Origin of the sequence: Marinobacter sp. KM021 (assembly GCF_050707965.1) — a bacterium.
GTDB lineage: Bacteria > Pseudomonadota > Gammaproteobacteria > Pseudomonadales > Oleiphilaceae > Marinobacter > Marinobacter shengliensis.
Window position 1 is genome coordinate 3,520,188 of the sequence record NZ_CP136129.1, and the last position, 21,441, is coordinate 3,541,628.

General features: G+C 57.4%; 17 protein-coding genes. 2 read left to right on the top strand and 15 right to left on the bottom strand.

Translation table 11 applies throughout. The annotated features are described in order from the left end of the window. Positions 1-6: 6 nt before the first annotated feature. The 9 genes from RVM24_RS16515 to RVM24_RS16555 form a co-directional block, all read right to left on the bottom strand. Entirely contained in the window at positions 7-477 is a 471-nt protein-coding gene (locus RVM24_RS16515; protein WP_058090905.1) for a F0F1 ATP synthase subunit B, read from the bottom strand. Between the two features lie 96 nt (positions 478-573). Beyond that, positions 574-801 (bottom strand): F0F1 ATP synthase subunit C, encoded by a 228-nt coding sequence (atpE, locus tag RVM24_RS16520; protein WP_058090906.1) that lies wholly within the window; start codon positions 799-801, stop codon positions 574-576. Positions 802-886: 85 nt separating this feature from the next. Continuing rightward, entirely contained in the window at positions 887-1,756 is an 870-nt protein-coding gene (atpB, locus tag RVM24_RS16525) for a F0F1 ATP synthase subunit A (protein WP_061333190.1), read from the bottom strand. 18 nt (positions 1,757-1,774) lie between these two features. Next, positions 1,775-2,182 (bottom strand): ATP synthase subunit I, encoded by a 408-nt coding sequence (locus tag RVM24_RS16530; protein ID WP_082780615.1) that lies wholly within the window; start codon positions 2,180-2,182, stop codon positions 1,775-1,777. A gap of 203 nt (positions 2,183-2,385) precedes the next feature. Further along, complete coding sequence (locus RVM24_RS16535; protein ID WP_061333217.1) at positions 2,386-3,261, bottom strand: ParB/RepB/Spo0J family partition protein; 876 nt, start codon at positions 3,259-3,261, stop codon at positions 2,386-2,388. Between the two features lie 60 nt (positions 3,262-3,321). After that, entirely contained in the window at positions 3,322-4,116 is a 795-nt protein-coding gene (locus RVM24_RS16540) for a ParA family protein (RefSeq protein WP_061333188.1), read from the bottom strand. Between the two features lie 31 nt (positions 4,117-4,147). Next, entirely contained in the window at positions 4,148-4,783 is a 636-nt protein-coding gene (gene rsmG / locus RVM24_RS16545; RefSeq protein ID WP_061333187.1) for a 16S rRNA (guanine(527)-N(7))-methyltransferase RsmG, read from the bottom strand. Position 4,784: 1 nt separating this feature from the next. Then, a complete protein-coding gene (mnmG, locus tag RVM24_RS16550; protein WP_061333186.1) occupies positions 4,785-6,671 on the bottom strand; it encodes a tRNA uridine-5-carboxymethylaminomethyl(34) synthesis enzyme MnmG in 1,887 nt (628 codons plus the stop codon). A 351-nt stretch (positions 6,672-7,022) separates the two neighbouring features. Next, positions 7,023-8,318, bottom strand: coding sequence for an MFS transporter (locus RVM24_RS16555; protein WP_138437415.1), 1,296 nt, complete (start codon positions 8,316-8,318; stop codon positions 7,023-7,025). Positions 8,319-8,539: 221 nt separating this feature from the next. Here RVM24_RS16555 and RVM24_RS16560 point away from each other — a divergent pair, with 221 nt between their 5' ends. Then, the gene (locus RVM24_RS16560) at positions 8,540-9,805 is read left to right on the top strand and encodes an EAL domain-containing protein (protein WP_286922473.1); all 1,266 of its coding nucleotides are present in this window, start codon (positions 8,540-8,542) and stop codon (positions 9,803-9,805) included. A gap of 15 nt (positions 9,806-9,820) precedes the next feature. Here RVM24_RS16560 and RVM24_RS16565 read toward each other — a convergent pair whose 3' ends face one another. The 3 genes from RVM24_RS16565 to RVM24_RS16575 are packed head-to-tail and all read right to left on the bottom strand — an operon-like array spanning position 9,821 to position 14,610. Then, positions 9,821-12,967, bottom strand: a complete 3,147-nt coding sequence (locus RVM24_RS16565) for an efflux RND transporter permease subunit (RefSeq protein WP_286922474.1) — start codon at positions 12,965-12,967, stop codon at positions 9,821-9,823. A gap of 3 nt (positions 12,968-12,970) precedes the next feature. Continuing rightward, a complete protein-coding gene (locus RVM24_RS16570; RefSeq protein ID WP_061333183.1) occupies positions 12,971-14,065 on the bottom strand; it encodes an efflux RND transporter periplasmic adaptor subunit in 1,095 nt (364 codons plus the stop codon). A 29-nt stretch (positions 14,066-14,094) separates the two neighbouring features. Continuing rightward, entirely contained in the window at positions 14,095-14,610 is a 516-nt protein-coding gene (locus RVM24_RS16575) for a DUF3833 domain-containing protein (RefSeq protein ID WP_264753584.1), read from the bottom strand. Between the two features lie 298 nt (positions 14,611-14,908). Here RVM24_RS16575 and RVM24_RS16580 point away from each other — a divergent pair, with 298 nt between their 5' ends. Beyond that, complete coding sequence (locus RVM24_RS16580; RefSeq protein WP_061333181.1) at positions 14,909-16,729, top strand: acyl-CoA dehydrogenase C-terminal domain-containing protein; 1,821 nt, start codon at positions 14,909-14,911, stop codon at positions 16,727-16,729. A gap of 67 nt (positions 16,730-16,796) precedes the next feature. On the opposite strand, the gene RVM24_RS16585 is transcribed toward RVM24_RS16580, so the two are convergent. From RVM24_RS16585 to mnmE, 3 genes are all read right to left on the bottom strand, one after another. After that, entirely contained in the window at positions 16,797-17,546 is a 750-nt protein-coding gene (locus tag RVM24_RS16585; RefSeq protein WP_061333180.1) for a substrate-binding periplasmic protein, read from the bottom strand. Between the two features lie 182 nt (positions 17,547-17,728). Beyond that, a complete protein-coding gene (locus RVM24_RS16590; RefSeq protein WP_061333179.1) occupies positions 17,729-19,921 on the bottom strand; it encodes a TonB-dependent receptor domain-containing protein in 2,193 nt (730 codons plus the stop codon). A 119-nt stretch (positions 19,922-20,040) separates the two neighbouring features. Beyond that, positions 20,041-21,411 carry a tRNA uridine-5-carboxymethylaminomethyl(34) synthesis GTPase MnmE gene (mnmE, locus tag RVM24_RS16595; RefSeq protein WP_061333178.1) on the bottom strand — a complete coding sequence of 457 codons (1,371 nt, stop codon included), beginning with the start codon at positions 21,409-21,411 and terminating at the stop codon, positions 20,041-20,043. Between the last annotated feature and the right edge of the window lie 30 nt (positions 21,412-21,441).

Sequence of the window (21,441 nt, forward strand, 5' to 3'; positions counted from 1 at the left end):
CCTCGTTTAGAGTTCTGCGGCCAGCTTGTCCAGCATCTCGCTGTGAGCTTTGGCATCTACAGAGGTTTCCAGGATCTTCTCGGCACCGGCAACGGCAAGAACCGCTACTTCTTTGCGCAGTGCGTCGCGAGCCTGAACACGCTCCTGTTGAATTTCGGCCCTGGCCTGCTCAATAAGCTTTTCGCCTTCTTTGCGGGCATCGTCTTTAGACGCTTCCACAATCTGGGCGGCACGCTTGTTGGCCTGGTCAATCAGGGCTGCAGCTTCCTGTTTTGCTTTTTGCAATTCTTTGGAGGCTTTTTCCTGCGCGAGTTCCAGATCGAGGGATGCCCGATCTGCGGCAGAAAGGCCGTCGGCAATTTTCTTCTGGCGCGCTTCCATGGCAGCCGTGATGGGCGGCCACACATATTTGACGCAGAACCAGACGAAAATAGCGAAGGCAATCGCTTGCCCTATCAACGTAAGGTTTATATTCACGGCAATATACCTCTTGCTATTCGTTGCGTCCTGGTTTCCGGAAAACCGGGCGCGTCCTCAACTCAAGTGAGCAGCGCCCTGGCTTCTCGGGTGTAATTAACCAGCTACAACGAAGATCAGGTACATCGCGATACCAACACCGATCATCGGAACAGCGTCAAGCAGACCAGCCATGATGAAGGTCTTGGTTTGCAGCTGCGGAGCCATTTCAGGCTGACGAGCAGAAGACTCGAGCAGTTTGCCGCCCAGCAGAGCGAAGCCAATACCGGTGGCCAGAGCGCCAGAACCCAGGATGATAGCAGCTGCGATGAATACGATTTCCATTTAAAACTCCTTAGCTTTCAGTTTATTAAAGGTTAATTTGGGATTTCACAATCCAGGTTTTACGAAACTTCTTCTGTACTGTCCGTTAATGATCTTCGTGTGCCTGACTCAGATAAACCACCGCCAGCGTTGTGAAGATAAAGGCCTGCAGCGTTACCACCAGGATGTGGAAAATCGCCCAGGGCACGTTCAGCGTCCACTGCACCCAGAACGGCAGAATCGCGATAAGAATGAACACTACCTCACCGGCGTACATGTTACCAAACAGACGCAGCGCAAGACTCAGCGGCTTGGTCAGCAGGCCCAGGATTTCCAGTACCAGGTTAAAGGGTACCAGCGCCCAGTGGTTGAACGGTGTGAAGGACAGTTCCTTGGCGAAGCCGCCAGCACCTTTTACCTTGATGCTGTAGAAGATGATCAGCAGGAACACACCGATGGAGATACCGAAGGTACCATTGGGATCGGTGGTCGGTACAATCTTAAAGTATTCAAGACCCAGCGCGTGGGCAATCTGGGGGATAAAGTCCACCGGAATCAGCTTCAGGCTGTTCATCAGGAAGATCCAGACAAACATGGTCAGGGCCAGCGGCGCGATGACCGGGTTCCTGCCGTGGAAGCCATCACGAACGATGGTCTGAACAAATTCGACGGTCATTTCGACCACGTTCTGGAGCCCGGAGGGCACGCCGCTGGTGGCCCGCTTGGCAACCATACGGAAAATGGTCAGGAACAGGATGCCCATAAAGATGGACCAGCCCAGGGTGTCCACGTGGAACGCCATGAAGCCCATATCGGTTGCTTCGGCCGAAGTACGCGCAAACGTCCAGGAGGCCTCCTGCAACACGGTGACATCATTGGTGTAGGGATCGACCCTCTCATAACCGGCGGGGAGCTTGCCGTAAGTGAGGTTCTGAAGGTGGTGTTGTATATATTCTACTGGGGTATCAGCTGCCATACTGCTCTCACGTCCAGTCTATAGCTGTCTTTGAGGTTGAATCAGGAAGCGCAGCACGCCACTGAGAACAACCATTACAGCAAAAGTGAATAACAGAGCCGGCACATGTACTGGCTCCATCAAGATGAAAACTGCCGCAAAACCCACTGCGGTAAGGGCAAGCTTGATGCCTTCTGCCCTGAACATGTTGCCCACCATCAGGCGCGCGTGTCGGGCGCCTTGGTACCGGTACATCCGGTGAGCAAAATACGCGTTTGGTATGACAAAAATAAGACCGCCGATAAACGCGGAATACCCGGCCAAACGACTTTCAAACAACCACAACAGACTGATAGTGACCAGAGCCGCCATCTCGATAACCAGCCACTTCAGGAGCGGCAAACGCATGATGGCTTTCTTCGAACGTGTCATGTCACCAGCTGTCATTCCAAGCGCGCGGAATTATATGTGTTAACCGATAGCTGTTCAACACAACTCGGCCGAAAAATTGGCCAAGTTTTAACCAGATCGATTCAAGATTTGATAGCAGATAACACAAGTTGTGTTCTGCAACCTCCGGAGCAACCACATGTGGTGTTTAATGCGAAAAGCGGGACTTTAGGATGATTTTTCCCGATTATCCGGCTGACTTAGCGGATATGGCCCAGAATACCATCCAACTCATCCAGTGAACTGTATTCGATCACCACTTTGCCCTTTCCCCGTTTGCCATGGTTGATCGCAACCCGGGCACCAAGGCGGTCTGAAAGGTCGTCCTGCAGGGCGCGAATATTGGGGTCGAGGCCCTTGCTTTCGGTTTCTTCGGCCGCGGGCTTCTCCTGCTGAATCCGACGCACCAGGGCTTCGGTCTGGCGTACCGACAGCGACTTGGCCACCACCTGGCGGGCCACCTGCATCTGCTGCTCTGGCGGCAGGGTGAGCATGGCGCGGCCATGGCCCATTTCCAGGTCACCGTGTTCCAGCATGGTCCGGACATCTTCGGTGAGGCCAATCAGGCGCAACAGGTTGGTGATGGTGGTGCGGGATTTACCCACCGCTTCTGCCACCTGGGCCTGGGTCAGGCCGAATTCTTCCTGCAGGCGTTGCAGGGCGAAGGCTTCTTCGATCGGATTGAGGTTTTCCCGCTGGATGTTCTCGATCAGCGCCATGGCAATGGCGGCCTCATCGGGCACATCGCGGATAATGGCGGGAATACGGTCCAGTTCGGCTATCTGGGTAGCGCGCCAGCGGCGTTCACCGGCAATCAGTTCATAACGGCCTTCCGCGATGGGGCGAACCACCACCGGCTGCATCACGCCCTGTTGGCGAATGGAGTCGGCCAGTTCCTGCAGGGCGGCCGGGTCCATGTCACGGCGGGGCTGATAACGTCCGCGCTGGATCAGATCCACGGGAATGTCCCGCAGTTCTCCATCGTGATTACCGGGTTCCTGGTTCAGGTTTACTTTGGAACCCTGAAGCAGTGCCCCCAAACCGCGTTCGCCCAAACCTCGTTTCTTCGCCGCCATGGTGGTTGTCATTCTTCCTGTTGAAATGGTGGATGCATGGTCGCCTGACGGCGATCTATGTTACACCGCAACCGCGGCGGATGTCTTTTTCGATCCGTGCCGGCGCACCATTTCTCCGGCCAGGGCCAGATAGGCAATGGCGCCTTTGGAGGCCCGGTCGTAGGCCAGCGCCGGCATACCGTAACTCGGTGCTTCAGCCAGGCGCACGTTGCGTGGGATAACCGCCCGGTAGACCTTGTCACCAAAATACTCGTTAAGCTGACCGGAGACATCCAGGGTCAGGCTGTTGCGCGGGTCGTACATGGTGCGCAGGATGCCTTCGACCTCAAGATTCGGGTTCACCGTTTCCTTTATCTGCTCCACGGTGTTCATCAACGCAGCCAGGCCTTCCAGTGCGTAGTATTCGCATTGCATGGGGATGAGCACTGAATCCGACGCCGACAGGGCATTGACGGTCAGCAGGTTCAGGGACGGCGGGCAATCGATGAGGATGTATTCGTAATTCTCGCGAACGGTGTTAAGGGTCAGGCGCAGCCGGTGCTCCCGACCGATTTCGTTCATTAGTTCCACTTCCGCCGCGGTCAGGTCGCCGTTGGCGGGCAGTATGTCAAAACCGGAGGCCTCAGCCCTGACAATCACTTCGGCAGCGCTGGCACGTTTGGTGAGCACGTCGTAACCGGACAACTGCAGGCTATTCTTGTCGACACCGCTGCCCATGGTGGCGTTACCCTGGGGGTCCATATCCACCAGCAGCACCCGGCGTTTGGTGGCGGCAAGAGACGCGGCAAGATTGACGCAGGTGGTGGTTTTGCCCACACCGCCTTTCTGATTGGTCACAGCAATCACGCGCGCCATGCTTTGCCTCCTGCTCTTGGGGTTAGCGGGTTTACTCAGCCCGGGTGACGATCAGCAAGTGCCTCTCGCCATCTGCACCGGGCACCTTCAGGGAATGGCTGGATTCTACCTGCCAGCCGGCCGGAAGGGCAGCTACTTCATCATCCGGATACTGGCCTTTCATGGCAAGGAACTCACCCTCACTCGCAAGCAACTGGCCACACCAGGTCACCAGGTTCTCCAGGGCGGTAAAGGCCCGGCTGCTGATCTGGGTGAATGGCTGATCCGGCTGGCAGTCTTCCGCCCGGCCATGAATTACCTCAACGTTGCCTAGCCCCAGTTCAAGCACACACTGGTTCAGGAACCGGGTTTTCTTGCCATTGCTGTCAAGCAGGGTAAAGCGTTTTTCCGGGAACACAATGGCCAGAGGGATACCGGGCAGGCCACCCCCGGCGCCAACATCCAGCAGGTGGTCGGTGGTCACCCATGGCAGAATGCTCAGGCTGTCAAGCAATTGCCGTGACACCATCACCCGCTCATCCCGCACGGCGGTCAGGTTGTAGGCCTTGTTCCATTTATTCAGCAATGCGAGAAAAGCCAGCAACTGTTGCTGCTGGCTTTCGCTGAGGGACAGATTCATCGCCGCCAGGCCGTCGCTCAGCTGGCCTGGCCATTGTGGATAAGTCATCTCAGGCGCTCTGCTTTCTCAGCAGGTCCCGCTTTTTCAGGTGCACCAGAATCTGGCTCACCGCGGCCGGCGTGACACCCTGGATGCGTGAGGCCTGGGCGACGGTTTCCGGTCTTACGGTTTGCAGCTTCTGCTTGATCTCGTTCGACAAGCCCCCAATCACCTCATAGTCCAGATCCACCGGCAATGCGGTGTTCTCATTCCGGCGCAGGCGCTCGATTTCATCGGCCTGGCGGGAGATGTAGCCTTCGTACTTGATCTCGATCTCTACCTGCTCAGCCACATTCGGATCGTCTGCCTGATCGGCACCGATCTCGGCAATGTGCTGATAGGCGATTTCCGGGCGGCGCAGCAGCTCGGCCAGGGACTGGTCCCGGGTCATCGGCTGTTTCAGGTAGCCATTGGCACGTTCACCGGCCTCGGTGTTCGGGTGAATGCGGGTGCTTTCCAGGCGGCTGCGCTCTTTGGTGATGCCTTCGCACTTGTCACTGAACTTCTGCCAGCGTTCGTCGTCCACCAGCCCCAGCTTGCGGCCGGTTTCAGTCAGGCGCAGGTCGGCGTTGTCTTCCCGCAGGATCAGCCGGTATTCGGCACGGCTGGTGAACATGCGGTAGGGCTCGCTGGTCCCCATGGTGATCAGGTCGTCCACCAGTACGCCGAGGTAGGCTTCGTCCCGGCGCGGATACCATTCGGCTTTCTCCTGAGCTCGCAAGGCGGCGTTGATGCCCGCCAGCAAGCCCTGGGCGCCGGCTTCTTCATAGCCGGTGGTGCCGTTGATCTGGCCAGCGAAGTACAGGCCCTGGATAAATTTGGTTTCCAGGGTATGGCGCAGATCCTGGGGGTTCAGGTAGTCATACTCGATGGCATAACCCGGGCGCAGGATGTGGGCGTTTTCAAAACCGGGAATGGAGCGCACGGCCTTGAGCTGGATATCAAACGGCAGGCTGGTGGAAATGCCGTTCGGGTACAACTCGTTGGTGGTCAGGCCCTCGGGCTCGACAAAAATCTGGTGCGAATCCTTGTCGGCGAAGCGGTTGACCTTGTCTTCAATGGACGGGCAGTAGCGCGGGCCCACGCCCTCGATATTACCGGCGAACATGGGCGAGCGGTCAAAACCACTGCGGATAATGTCGTGGGTTTCTTCGGTGGTGCGGGTGACATAACAACAGATTTGCTCAGGGTGCTCGTCACGGCTGCCGATGAAAGACATCACCGGTGTCGGGTCGTCGCCCCACTGCTGCTGCATCACTGAAAAATCCACGGTACGGGCATCGATGCGCGGCGGGGTACCGGTTTTCAGGCGGCCAACGTTGAACGGCAACTCCCGCAGGCGTTTGGCCAGCGCATTGGCCGGCGCATCGCCGGCGCGGCCACCGGCGTGGTGCTGCATACCGATGTGGATAACGCCGCCGAGGAAGGTACCGGTGGTCAGCACGACGGTTTTGGCGTTGAAGCGAATACCGGTCTGGGTAACCACGCCCACCACCTGGTCGTTTTCCACAATCAGGTCATCGGCGGCCTGCTGGAACAGGGTCAGGTTGGGCTGGTTTTCCAGGGTATGGCGAATCGCCGCCTTGTACAGAATCCGGTCAGCCTGGGCGCGGGTGGCACGCACCGCCGGGCCCTTACGGCTGTTCAGCACACGAAACTGGATACCGGCTTTATCGGTAGCCCGGGCCATGGCCCCGCCCAAGGCGTCGATTTCCTTCACCAGGTGGCTCTTGCCGATCCCCCCGATGGCGGGGTTACAGGACATCTGCCCCAGAGTCTCAATGTTGTGGGTCAGCAGCAGGGTTTGCGAACCCATGCGCGCGGCTGCCAGGGCGGCTTCAGTACCGGCATGGCCACCACCAATGACAATGACATCGAAACGGGTCGGAAACTCCACACTACACCTCGGAAATCGGGCTTTAAAAAAGGGTATGAAAACAGGGCGGCGAGTATAACGCCTCGCCGGCGAAATTGCAGTCTGAATGTGCAAATTTTAACCAGATATCGCCCCGGCGAAAAGCATCCCGGCGGCGGGAGCCCAGAATTCCGGTGGATAAACCCGGGGCTTAGGCTAGGTAAAAACCGAAACTTTTTGCTTTTCAGTCAGTTGTCAGCAGCTTCTCAGAAAAGTTTTCAAGAAAGTTATCCACATACCTGATCACTTTTTCAACGCTTAAAAATGATGGCAACTATCTGTTTTTTATAGCAATAAAAAGTTTTATTCCGGGCTTATCCGTAGGTTTTCCAATTAATTATCCACAGATTTTTCGGCCCGGCGCCTCAGCCCCAACACACTCACCCACACCAACCCGTTAGTCAGTGACAACATCAGGAAAAACCCGGGGATTCCCAGCTCAAACACACCCAGAACCACGATGCCTGCCAGGGCACTGCACACCATGAACAGGGAGTTGATCACGTTCAGGGCAGCGATGATGCGCGCCCGCTTGTGATCCGGGGTTTCGTGCTGGATAAAGGCGTACAGGGGCACGATAAACAGCCCGCCACAGATGCCAATCCCCACCAGATCCAGCAATACCCGGATATACACAGGCTCGGTGATCAGACTCAGCCAGGTAGAGGGGCTGGGGTCTGCGGGTACCGCGAAGAACAGGTCGATGCCCAGCAGCGTCAGGCCCAGCGCCCCCCAGGGTACCGGCGACAGGGTGATCCGGTGTTTGGTCAGCCGCTCACACAGCATGGAGCCGATGGAAATACCCACGATAAACATCGCCAGCAACAGGGTAACCACGGTTTCATCCCCGGCCAGCCAGGTTTTGGCGAAGTTGGGGAACTGGGTCAGGTAGGCGGCGCCCAGAAACCAGAACCAGGAGATGGCCAGAATCGCCCACAGTACCTGGCGACGTTCCGCCGCCACCGACATCAGCCGCCAGGTTTCCAGCAGCGGCCGGAACCGGACCCGAACACCTGGCGATTCATCCCGGGTATTGGGTACTTGCCGGGCCGCAAGATATCCGAGCACCGCCATTACCACCACACCAACGGCGGTGACTTTCGCCGCCTGGTCAGCCCCCATGATCAAGCCCGCAGCAATGGTGCCCAGCAAGATCGCGACAAAGGTGCCCATGCTGACCAGGCCATTGCCGCCAACCAGTTCGTCATCGGTCAGCACTCGGGGCAGAATCGAATACTTGACCGGACCGAAGAAGGTGGACTGCACCCCCATCAGGAACAACAACACCAGCAGCAACTCGTACCAGCCAAACCAGAGGCCCGTGGCGGCCACCAGCATGATGCCAATTTCCGCGGCTTTAACGTTGCGGATGATCACGGCCTTTTCATAGCGGTCAGCCATCTGGCCGGCGATACCGGAAAACAGGAAGAACGGCAGGATGAACAGGAACGCAGCGATGTTGACCACCACATTCACAGACAACCCCATCAGACCACCGGCCTGAAAGGTAATCAGAAGCAACAGGGCGTTTTTGTAGAGGTTGTCGTTAAAGGCGCCGGAGAACTGGGTCAGGTAGAACGGCAAAAACCGCCGTTGGCCCAATAACCGGAACTGACTGTGTTGACTCATAGGCTGTTGTTTCCTGGTGCGGTTAAACGCCGTTTGGTGATGTCTGGGCACCGTTCTGGTGCAAACCGTCTGGGCCTTGGGTGCCATCGTGCCGTTCAACCCCAGGCCTGCCTCGCTTTTTTAGAACCAGATACCGATGGCACGGAATTGGCTTCAGTTTTTCCCGGTAACTCCATCAGCGGCCAGGACGGCTACGCCATAGCAGTATAGGGCTCCTGACCATGAAAAGTGTGTTAAGCCTTGCAGACCACCGAGGCAAGGTACCTGGTAAATGTGCCAGATTTATAAAGCATCATGATTTCCAGTCTGTGTATCAACCCATTCTCAGCCCGACCCACCAGAAACTGGTTGGTTACGAGGCGCTGGTGCGGGTTCATCGGGATAACCGGCCAATTGCCCCACCCGAGTTATTTGAGCAAGCATCAATCTTGGGCGTCACCACCGGTGTCGACCAGCACCTGCTCAACCTGCATCTGACCAACTTCGGTCTTAAACAGGAACCGGTCTGGCTGTTTATCAACATCAATCCGGACACCTTGCTGCACCACGCGGGTTATCTTGGCCAGCTTGCGGACCATTGCCACAGTGCCGGGGTTCCACCGGAGAGGATTGTTCTGGAGCTTGTGGAAACCGCCACACGAGACACCAATGCTCTGCTGGAATTCATCCAGGTAGCCAAAGATTTCGGTTTTCAGATTGCCATCGACGACTTCGGCATGGGCGATTCCAACTTTGAGCGACTGTGGCGAATCAATCCACTGATCGTGAAAATTGATCGCAGCCTGCTAGCCAATGCGGAAACACACCAGCGTGCCCGGGTATTGCTGCACAGCCTGGTCAGAATGATCCGAGAAAGCGGCAGCCTGGTATTGTTGGAGGGTATCGAGAGCGAGAACCAGGCACGGATTGCGCTGGATACCGAAGCGGATCTTTTGCAGGGATTTCTGTTTGCCCGGCCCAAACACAGTACCCGGGAGTGCACGATCAATGCCGAAAACGCCCTGCAGCAGGTGATGTCCCGGTCCCAGCAGTGGAGCCTGAGGGATTATCACAGCCAGGAAACTTACCTGAAACTGCTCCGCTTTGAAATCATGGATGTCTGCCATCAAATCGCCCGGGGCGAGCCCTTTGAACGCGTGTGCAGAAACCTGCTGCTCATGGAAGGCGTCAAACGCTGTTTCATTCTGGATAGCCATGGCGTCCAGCAGGGCCGGCTGGCGCAGGTGGATATGGTCAGTGGCGACCGCTTCAACCCGCTTTACTACTCGGCGGGTGCCCGCTGGAGCCACCGGGAATACTTCCGGAATGCCCTGGAAAGGCCGCAACAAATCAACAGTTGCCGCCCTTACGTTGCGCTTCCGGATGCACGGCGAACCGTCACGTTATCCACAGGCCTTGCCGGTTCGACGGGCCAGCACATTTTCTGTATTGATATCCACCCGGACGAGGTTCTGGACGGACATCTGGTATTCCCAACAGTGCTGTAACCACCAGCGTTCTGATCAGAAGTCATCAGCCTTGCTTGCGGGTGAGCCAGCGGGGCTGGAGCCGCCAGCCGAACCGGACGCCAGGCGCTCCAGCTCCTTTTCCACCGCGTTGGACGACTTGGCGAATCGCGCCAGGAGGTTGTACAACACCGGAATGATGAACAGCGTCAGCGTCGTGGCGAACACCAGCCCACCGAGAATCACCATACCGATGGCCGCCCGGCTTTCCGCACCGGCGCCGGTAGCAATGACCAGTGGTACGGCGCCGAACACTGTGGAAATAGTGGTCATCAAAACAGGACGGAAACGCAGGGTGGCACCCTCAAGAATCGCGTCTCGCACCTCGTAACCCTTGTCCCGCAACTGGTTGGCAAACTCCACAATCAATATGCCGTTCTTGGCCATCAACCCAAGCAACATGATAATGCCGATCTGGCTGTAAATGTTCAGACTGATCCCAGACCAGGCCAACGCAATGAGCGCCCCGGTCACGGCCAGCGGCACGGACAACATGATGATCAACGGGTGAATCCAGCTCTCGAACTGGGCCGCCAGCACCAGGAACACGATGATAAACGCCAGGCCGAAGGTCAGATAGATAGCGGCGGACGAATCCTGAAACTCCCGGGACAGGCCCTTGTAGCTGAGCCGGGCCTCCGGCGGCAGGTTATCCACAGCCAGATTATTCAAGTAGGTCAGCGCCGAGCCCAGATCGTAACCATCCGCCAGGGAAGCACTGATAACCACCGCCGGCAGTCGATCAATACGCCGCAGATCCGGATTGGCGCCGATTTCTTCCACCGATACCAGAGCCTTGATTGGAATCAGCTCGCCGCCCTCTCGCGGCCGCAGAAAGATCTGCTCAAGATCCCCCGGCGTTGCCCTGTTGGCGTCGTCAGCCTGAATGATGACATCGTACTCGCGACCCCGATCCACATAGGTGGTCACATTCCGGGAAGCCAGCATGGTTTGCAGGGTCAGACCAACATCCTGAACGGTAATGTCCAGGTCCGCCGCCCTGTCCCGATCAATATTCAACCGCAGCTCCGGCCGGGTCAGCTCAAAATCGGTATCCACATTGATCAGGTTCGGGTTCTCTTTCGCCCGTTCGACGATCTCTTCACTCCAGGCCTGTACCGATTCGTAATCCGGCCCGGCCACCACAAATTCAACAGGCTGATTGAAGCCTCGCTGGCCAAGGCCCGGCGGGTTGATCACGTTAATCCGTACACCGGAAATATCCGCCAGCTTCTGCCGGATGTCACTGGTTACCTGCTGCTGTTTGATGTCGCGGTTATCCCAATGGGTCAGGCCCATGATCATAAAGGCGTTATCTTCTTCCTCCCGGAAACCGACAATCGACAGGAAGCGGGCAGCAATGCCTTCGTCCAGGTACGGCAGTAATTGCGTCTCCGCCTGGCGGACAAAGTGGTCGGTGTATTCAACGGTCGACCCCCTCGGGGCGCTGGTGGGCATGATGATTACCCCCCGGTCTTCCGTAGGCGCAAGTTCCTGCGGCAGGCGCGGGAAAATGACGGTGGCGATGATCAGGCCAGCCACACCCAGGCCCAACAACAAACCCGGCTGATTCAGGGAGAATGTCAGCAGTTTTTTATAGCCATTGGTCAGGCCATTGAGCACTTTCTCGCTGAATGCCCACAGGCGGTGGCCTTCTTCGGATTCCGGGCTGTGCTGGAGCCATTTCGAGCACAGCATCGGGGCCAGCGTCAGCGCAACCAGGCTTGAAAAGATCACGGCAGCCGCCAGGGTGAAGCCAAACTCGGCGAACAGCCGGCCAACGTTGCCGCCCATAAACGAAATGGGCACGAACACAGCAATCAGTGTCAGTGTGGTGGCAATGATCGCGAAAGCCACCTGCTTGGCACCGCGATAGGCTGCCAACAGCGGTGGTTCTCCTTCATCAATGCGCCGCTGGATGTTTTCCAGCATCACGATGGCATCATCCACCACCAGGCCGATGGCAAGGATAATCGCCAGCAACGTAAGCACGTTGATGGAAAACCCCAGGAAACCCAGGCCGATAAACGCCCCGATCACCGCCACCGGTATGGTCACGGCCGGTATCAACGTGGCCCGCCAGGATCTCAGGAACAGGAAAATCACCAGAATCACCAGAGACACGGCGATGCCCAGGGTGATCAACACCTCTTTGATGGAGGCACGGATAAAGATGGATTCGTCGTAGCTTTCCGCAAGTGAGACTTCCGGTGGAAGCGTGTCCCGAATCCGCTCAAGTTCGGCACGCACCGCATCCGATACCGCCACGGTATTGGCTTTGGATTGCCGGATAATGCCCAGGCCAATGGCGGTTTTCCCGTTGGCCCGCAACCGACTGATGTCAGATTCCACACCCATCTGGATATTGGCGACTTCGCCCAACCGCAGCAAATCATTGCCGTCACGGCGCACCACCAGGTTGCGGAACTCTTCAACACTGGACAAGCGACCTTCCGCCCTTACCGTGAAGTTGCGGGTAGACGAATCCACCTGCCCCGCCGGTAATTCAACGTTGTTGTCCCGGAGTGCGCGCTCTACCTCCGCCACCGTGATGTTTCTGGCCGCCAGGCGCTCCCGGTCGAGCCACACCCGAATGGCGTATCGGCGCTCGCCACCAATTCGAACATCGGCTACACCATCGAGCACCGACAACCGGTCGACCAGCACCCGATCGGCGAAATCGCTGAGTTCTGCGCTGTCCCATACATCACTGAGCAGCGTTACCCACATCATCGGCCGGGCATCGGAGTCCGCCTTACGAACCCTGGGGGCATCTGCTTCATCGGGTAACTGGTTGGCCACACGGGCAACTGCATCGCGGACATCGTTCGCTGCAACATCGATATCGCGAGAAGTGTTGAATTCGATGGACGTTCGGGATTCACCTTGCTCAGTGGATGACTCGATGGAACGAATACCCTCAATGCCACTGATCGCACCTTCAATCACCTGGGTGATCTGGGTATCGACCACTTCAGCCGCAGCACCAGTGTAGTCGGTGGACACCGACACAATGGGTGGGTCAATGTCAGGATACTCCCGAACGGGCAGTTCCATCAGTGCCGCCACCCCGAACACCACAATCAGCAGGCTGAGAACCGTAGCGAATACCGGGCGCTTGATGGAAATATCGGAGAGGACCATAGATCAGGACTCCCGGCTGGAAATAAACCGGTTATCCGGTATTGCCAGATCAGACTCCAGCAGCCTGAGCCGGTCACCGGTACTCAGGCGATCCTGGCCGGTGACCACCACCTGGTCCTCGACCTCCAGGCCTTCCACCACCTCAACCAGGCCAGGCATTCGCGAGCCCGTGCGCACCGACACCCGGCGGGCAACACCATCTTCTGCCACAAATACATATTTCTGATCACCCCGGATCATGACCGCCTGTTCCGGTATGACCAGGCCTTCTCGTTCCTGCAACGTCAGAGACGCGGACATGAATTGGCCGGGTCGCAGGCGGCCCTCAGAGTTGTCGATCAATGCCCGAACAGACAGTGTCCGGCTCAGCTCATTGATCCGGGTAGCCAGTTCTATCAGCTCCCCCTCAAAAACTTCGCCCGGAAACGCAGGGGAGGTAGCCCGAACTCGTTGCCCAATCCTGACCTGACCAATGAATCGCTCGGGAACAGCGAAGTTCAGTTCCATCTTGTCATTGGTATCCAGGGTGGTGATGGTGGTGCCTGCCTGGAGAAATGCCCCAACGCTGATATCCGAAAGCCCGACCACACCGGCGAACGGCGCTTCGATCCGATGGTTCTGTAACCGGACCCTCGCAGCCTCTCGCTGAGCAATGGCAACGTCGACGGCGGTTCTGAGTTCATCGACCTGGGACTGAGAGATACTGTTATTGGCTCGCAGCCTCTGGGCCCGTTCATACTGGCGCCGGGCATCAGCCAGCTGTGCCTCAATAACGGCAAGGTCAGCCCGGGCCTGGCGATCATCCAACCGGAGCAGAACAGCCCCTTGGGCTACCGCAGCGCCTGGCTGCAGATTCAGTTCCATCACTCGACCGCTCACCTCAGTGGTCAACTCTACCGAGTTCAGGGCTCGCAGATTTGCCACGGCGCCAACGGTGTCACGAACCCGTTGCCGTTCCGGTGTTACCACATTGACGGCACTGGCCTGAGCCTCGCCACCGCTCTGGCCACTGTCTCCTGACTCCAGGTTCAGGTAAATACCAGCCCCTGCAGCTACCACCGCAACCAGAACCACAGCGATCAGCCATTGTTTCCACATGGGTTTTGCTAACCTTTCAGATATAAATGTTACGAGTCGTCCCCGTACCCCAGTTTCTGGATAACCAGCACCACCTCACCAACCTCGACACCCCATTTGCTCATAGTGGTCTGGTTGATCAGGGTGTCTGGTGTGATCAGGTACATCCAGTCGTCCATCCGGACGTCTATGGTGCCATCGCCGTATGACACCCTTAGTACATAATTCATATGGATGGCGTTGCCCTGCCAGCGCATGGTGCCGGGTTTGACTACGTCGCCAGCCTCGGCATGGTAGCTGTCGCCGGCCGGGGTCAGCGTCCAGACCCGGGTTTGAACCTCTCCGTCGTCGAACCGGAATACTTCATCCAGGGTGCCAACGCCCTCATCGCTCCAGGTGGCCACAATATCGGCGTCAAAGGTACGAATGACCTTACCGGAGAAGTTCTTGACTACTCCACGGGCAGAAAGTTCGCCCTGGAAAAATTCCCGGGGGATCAGCTCCGGTTGTGCGTCGCGATAATCGTCCAGTGAAGGGCCAGCACAGCCTGCCAGCACAGATACCATCAACAGTATAAGAGCAACTGACCAGACACCACCGGCTTTAAGTCGAATTTCCCTGTTTTGCATGACTTTTACACTCCGCTAGATGGCCTTGGCTAAGGCGTCGTCGAGTTGTGATTTACGGGCCAGGAGCAAGATCCGATCAGGCAGATATGAAATGCGTCATTTGAGCCAATTGTCCATTCTGACATGCAGACAAGCGCTTTCCGTCAATGGCAGCCGCAAGTGAATGCCGTAAAACAGCAGTCATAACGGGCCTCGGGCCCGACCGGATTGCGATAACAGACTGTGAGGATGGGTTATGCCAGTGTACAAAGCGCCATTGCGTGACATGAAATTTCTGCTGAACGACGTATTCGACTACCCGGGCCACTACCAGACCCTGGCCTCTGGAGAGAACGCAACACCGGATATTGTAGACGCCATTCTGACCGAGTGCGGGCGCTTCTGTGAGGAAGTGCTGAGCCCAATCTACCAGAGCGGTGATGAAGAAGGCTGCCGCCTGGAAAACGGCGAAGTCACCACGCCCAAAGGCTACAAAGATGCCTACAACCAGTACGTGATGGGCGGCTGGCAGGGGTTGTCAGCCCCGGAAGAATATGGCGGCCAGGGCCTGCCGGCGTCCATGGGTCTGTTCAAACAGGAAATGATGGGCACCGCCAACTGGTCGTTCTCCATGTATCCGGGGCTGTCACTCGGTGCCATGAACACCATCTTCCTGCACGGCTCGGAAGACCAGAAACAGACTTACCTGGTGCCTCTGACCGAGGGCCGCTGGGGCGGCACCATGTGCCTGACCGAGCCCCAATGCGGCACCGACCTGGGCCAGGTGAAGACCAAGGCCGAACCACAGGCGGACGGCAGCTACAAGCTGACCGGCACCAAGATTTTCATTTCCTCCGGTGAGCACGATCTGACCGAGAACATTGTCCACATTGTGTTGGCGCGCCTGCCGGATGCGCCCAAGGGTACCCGTGGCATCAGCCTGTTTATCGTGCCCAAGTTCCTGCCGGCTGCGGATGGCAGCGTGGGCGAACGCAATGGCGTGAACTGCGGCAGCCTGGAAAAGAAAATGGGCATCAAGGCCTCGGCCACCTGCGTGATGAACTTCGACGGCGCCACCGGCTACCTGATCGGCCCGGAAAATGAGGGCCTGGAGTGCATGTTCACCTTTATGAACACGGCCCGTATCGGCACTGCCATTCAGGGCGTTGGCCCGGCTGAACTGTCGTACCAGTGGGCGCTGGACTACGCCAAAGAGCGCCGTTCCATGCGCGCGCTGTCTGGCAAGAAAGAGCCAGACCAGGTGGCCGACAGCCTGATTCACCACGCGGATGTAAGGCGCATGCTGCTGACACAGAAAGCCATCGCCGAAGGTGGCCGCGCCATGCTGTATTACTCTGCCAGGCTGGCCGACCATATGGTTGAGGCACACACCGTGGGCGACGCCGAAAACGCCGAAAAATACGACGACAAACTGGGTTTCCTGACCCCGATCTTGAAAGGTTTCCTGACCGAGCTGGGCAACGAAGCCGCTAATCTGGGTGTGCAGGTGTTCGGTGGCCACGGATACATCCGCGAGCACGGCATGGAACAGATCGTTCGTGATACCCGCATTGCCACGCTTTACGAGGGCACCACCGGCATCCAGGCACTGGACCTGCTGGGCCGCAAGGTGTTGCTGATGACCCAGGGCGGCGCAGTCAGGGAATTCACCCTGAAGATTGCCAACTTCGCCCGCAAGCACCTGACCAACAAACAGCTGCGCCCAATGGCCATCGAGCTGCTGAAACTGACGGCCCAGTGGAACCTGCTGACTGTCCGGGTGATGCTGGCGGCCCGCAAAGACCGCGACGTAGTCAGTGCTGCGGCCCACGACTTCCTGATGTACAGCGGTTACGTCACCATGGCCTATATGTGGTTGCGCCAGTCTGCGGTGGCCGCCGACAAGCTGGAAAATAGCGGCGACGAATCCGACGCCTTCTACCAGACCAAGTTGGCAACCGCCGAGTTCTACTACGAGCGTCTGCTGCCACGGGCCCAGGCCCACGCCACCAGCATGCTCAGCCCGACTCGCAACCTGATGCAGGTGGAGCCGGAAAATATGGCCTTTACCGGGTGATTACCCGGTAACTTTATGTCCCGGGCCTTGCCCGGGACTTTTTCTTTGTATCAGCAGTAACCGCCGCTCACAGCCCCCACTTGGTCTCTATGGCCTCGTACATCCCGTTGTTGCGAATGGTCTCCAGTCCCTGGCGTAGCTTGCGAATCACTTCCTCTGAAGTCTCGAGGTTCATCGCCAGGTACAGTTCGGTGTTATTGAACGAAAACACCGGTTCCAGGCCTTCAACGTCCTGTTGGGAGGCGAAGTAAGGTCCTGCCAGCCGGTCTGCAATCCACAGGTCAACCTGGCCCAGTTCCAGACGTTTGGGGTTAAGGTCATCGCTGTCCATGGCCGATACCCGGAAATCGCGCTCCAGCAGGTACTCGGTCATCACATCACCACGGTATCCGGCGTACAGCATGCCTCGGGTATCTTCCAGGCTGTCAATCTGCAAGTCCGTACCGGGGGGTGCAAAAATGGTCCACAGGTTGGTGGTCAGTGGCCCTACCCATTTGAACTGGGAAGCCCGGTTTTCCGTGTAGGTGGTGCAGTAGATGCCATGATTCTTCTTGTTCAGCGCACGGTTATAGCCAAAATCCCAGTTGCGCAGCTTGATCACGTAATCCAGCCCGGAGTGCTCGAGAATGGCCTTGACCATTTCTGTGCACAGACCATCAATGCCATCTTCGTTATGCTCGAAGGCACGCCCCGTGGCACTCATGTTGTAGGGAGGGAAGTTCTCGGTATAGATATAGATACGCTCAGACGCCACGGCCGGCAATGATGCCGTAAACAGGGCAAAAACGACCGCAGTAACGCACAGCAGGTTACGCACAGGTTATCTCCTTTAACTCGAATGGCATGAAACCGCCAAACTGGCGGCACCAATAGACGTAGGCGGAGTTTACCCGACGCTTTGACGTTGTTTTACAACTAAACTGTTTGTTTTCGTAAGGGAATTCGTCAGGCCGCCGGGCGAATGCCGGCGGCCTGGGGTTGTGGATAACTGTGGATAACTCAGAAATCGACGGTTGCGGAGAGCCACAAACGGCGACCTTCTTCTACCGTTCCGCCGCTGGCCATGCCACGGAAGATATACACATAATCCGAAGCCCAGGCATCCACCTGGTTGCCATTGTTATCCACATACGAGTACTCACTGCCAGACAGGAACTCCTTGTCGAACAGGTTGTAAACGGTGGCGGTGAGTTTTACCCGCTCGCTGGCCTGGTAAGCGCCGCCCAGGTGGAAGAGCGCATAGGCGCTCAGGTCACCCACCTGGTCAAACACCGCTGCTTCTTCTGCGGTGAAATTCTCACGGTTCTTCAGGTAGCGGGTACGCTCACCTCGGTATTCGCCGGACAACCATAGATCCAGCTGCGGAGACGCCTGCCAGTTCAGGCGCGCATGCACCACATGCTCCGGCGTGTTGGTCAAAGGTGCCCCTTTGTTGTCACCACTCTTCTGCTCAGTGTCGGTATAGGTATAGTTGCCGCGAATACTCCAGTCCGGAGCAAAGCGCCAGCTGGACGCCAGCTCGATACCCCGGGTCTCAGCCTTGCCGATGTTATCCAGCTGGTCGTAGGTGCCGTCCGGAATCCTAGGGTCACCACTGATGGTCACCGGCGCTCCGCTGTCGATCTTGTCCTTGAACTGGGTGAAGAATACCGTGGCGTTGGCTTTGAAACCTTGCAGGTTGTCAAAGTAGGCGCCTACCTCGTAGTTGGTGCTTTTTTCCGGTTCCAGGTCCGGTGTGCCTATGGTCAGCACCTCACCCTGGCTGGTGACACCGTTGATGCCATTGTGCAAATCATTGATGTCAGGGGTTTTATAACCCTGACTGACACCACCCTTGAGGGTCCAGCTGGGTGACGTGTTCCACACCAGATAAGCCCGGGGCGTAAAATGGCCGGAGAAAGCGTCATGATCTTCGTAACGCCCTCCCAGCGTCAGGGCCAGATCGTCTCTCAGATACCATTCATCCTCGGCAAACACCGCCCAGGATTCCTGTTTGAAGGTGGTGTTGGCAACGCTGTCTTCCAGTCGGGTATCACGGTACTGTGCCCCCAGCGTCACGATGTGGTTGGCGGTGACGGGCGCAACCAACCGGGTATCAAACACGGTATCTTCCGATTCCAGCTTGCGATCCTGGCCACCAATCAGATTCTGATAGGGCGCATCGTAAGGCGTACCTATGGTACCCGGAATGGTCCGGCCTTTGGTTTCGGTCACGTTGTACGTCAGATCACTGCTCCAGGTGCCAAAGCCCAGCTGGCTGGCATGGCCCAGGGCAATCTGGTCACGGTTGAACCGTAGCTCGTCCCGATAGCCATTGGCGGTGTTGGTGTCAGCGTTGCAGGCCCGGTTCTGCCCATCCAGGGTACCCAGTTGGCAACTGTCATTGTTGTACACCTGGCGCCCCTGTTCGGCATCCAGATAGAACTCATGGCCCTGAACCGGCACCAGCGTCAACCTTGCACCAAGGTTATGGTTACGACCATCCACCGGTGCAACACCCCGCTTGGGCGCCTCGCTACCGTCGTCGAAACTCAGATCCGCCGCCGATCGATCAAACACGCTGCCGCGTACCGCAAGCCCGAGCAGATTGTCGATCAGCGGTCCACTGGTGTAGAAACTGGCTTTACCGTTATCGCCGTATTCCCGGTGTTGCTGGAAGGTGTGCTCGAGCGTGACCGAGCCAATCCACTCATCGGACACCTTCTTGGTAATGATATTCACCACGCCACCAATGGCATCGGAACCGTATAGCGTTGACATGGGCCCGCGGATTACTTCGATACGTTCAATCGCCGACAAAGGCGGAATGAAGCTGGTGGAGGTATCACCAAAGCCATTGGGAGTGACGTTGCCCGGAGGATTCTGGCGGCGGCCGTCAATCAGTATCAGGGTATATTCACTCGGTAGGCCTCGAATACTGATGTTCAGCCCACCGGTCTTGCCGGTGCTCTGGCGTACATCCACGCCTTCCACGGTTTCCAGGGCTTCCGCCAGATTGGAGAACTGGCTTTGTTGCAGGTTCTGCTGGCTGATCACACTGATGCTGGCCGGAGCATCGGTCACCTTCTGCTCAAAGCCCGATGCCGAAACAACCAGCTCATCCAGTTGCGTCGGTTGGGCAACACTGTGTAGAGAAAAGGTGCTGCTAACAGCCGCAACAGACGCGGCCAGAATTGAGGGCCTGAATACCATGAGTCACTCCTTGAAGATCAAGACTGAAAATCAGGAGCGAATGATATTATTTCTCATTTGATAATTACAACGATTTAACCGGGACGATGTGTCCCGGAAGATGGAACCCTTGACCGGGGCTACTTGCCGATGCAAAAGCTGCTGAAGATCTTGCCCAGCAGGTCATCGGGCGTGAGATGGCCGGTGATTTCACCCAAGGCGTCCTGGGCCGCCCGAAGATCCTCAGCCAGGAGTTCCCCGGCGCCATAGCCTTCCAGTTGGGTCTGTCCCTGAAGAAGGGAATCCCGAGCGCGTTCCAGGGCATCCAGGTGGCGTCGGCGGGCCAGAAAGCCGCCTTCGGTGGTACTGGCAAAGCCAATGCATTCCTTGAGGTGCGTACGGAGGGTGTCCAGGCCTTCCGACCCTTTGGCCGCCAGGCGAATAACCGGCGCGGTCTGGTGGGGTTCGGCACTGATGCCCACCGGCTCACCCGACAAATCCACTTTGTTACGGATAACCGTGACCGGGGCACTGGCCGGGAGCTGGTCAATAAAATCTGGCCAGATTTCATGGGGTTCGGTTTTATCGGTGGTGGTGGCATCCACCATCAACAGAATGCGATCCGCCTGGCGTATTTCATCCCAGGCCCGGGCAATACCGATCTGTTCCACCTCGTCCGGGCTGTCCCGGAGGCCGGCGGTGTCGATGATGTGCAACGGCATGCCATCAATGTGGATATGTTCCCGCAGGACATCCCGGGTGGTGCCTTCAATGGCGGTGACAATGGCCGCTTCGCGGCCGGCCAGGGCATTGAGCAGGCTGGATTTTCCGGCATTGGGACGACCGGCGATCACCACCTTCATGCCATCCCGCAGAATGGTGCCCTGCTGGGCTTCCGACAGGATCTGTTCCACCTGTTGCAACAGGCCTTGCAGATCAACCGCCACTTTGCCGTCGGCGAGAAAATCGATTTCTTCCTCCGGAAAGTCGATGGCCGCTTCCACGTAGATACGCAAGTGGGTAACCGCATCGACCAGTTCATCAATCCGTCTGGAAAACACACCTTGCATGGAGCGCACGGCGCAACGGGCTGCCTGCTCTGAGCTGCTTTCAATCAGGTCGGCAATGGCTTCAGCCTGGGCCAGGTCGAGTTTGTCATTCAGAAACGCCCGCTCAGAAAACTCACCAGGCCGTGCCAGACGGGCGCCCTGACTACAGACTTCCCGCAACAGCATATCGAGGATCACGGTACCGCCGTGCCCCTGCAGCTCAAACACGTCTTCACCGGTGAACGAATGAGGGTTCGGAAAATACAGCCCGATGCCCTCGTCGATCAGTTCGCCCCGGCTATCGTGAAAAGGTCCATAATGGGCGTAGCGGGGCCGGGGCTCAAAACCGAGCATGTTCCGGGCAATCTCAACGGCTTTTGGCCCTGAAACCCGAACAATACCCACACCCGCCTGGCCTGGTGCGGTGGCAATGGCTGCGATGGTGTCTGTGGTTGCCTGCATGGTGTGTTTATCCTGATTAGAAATGACAAA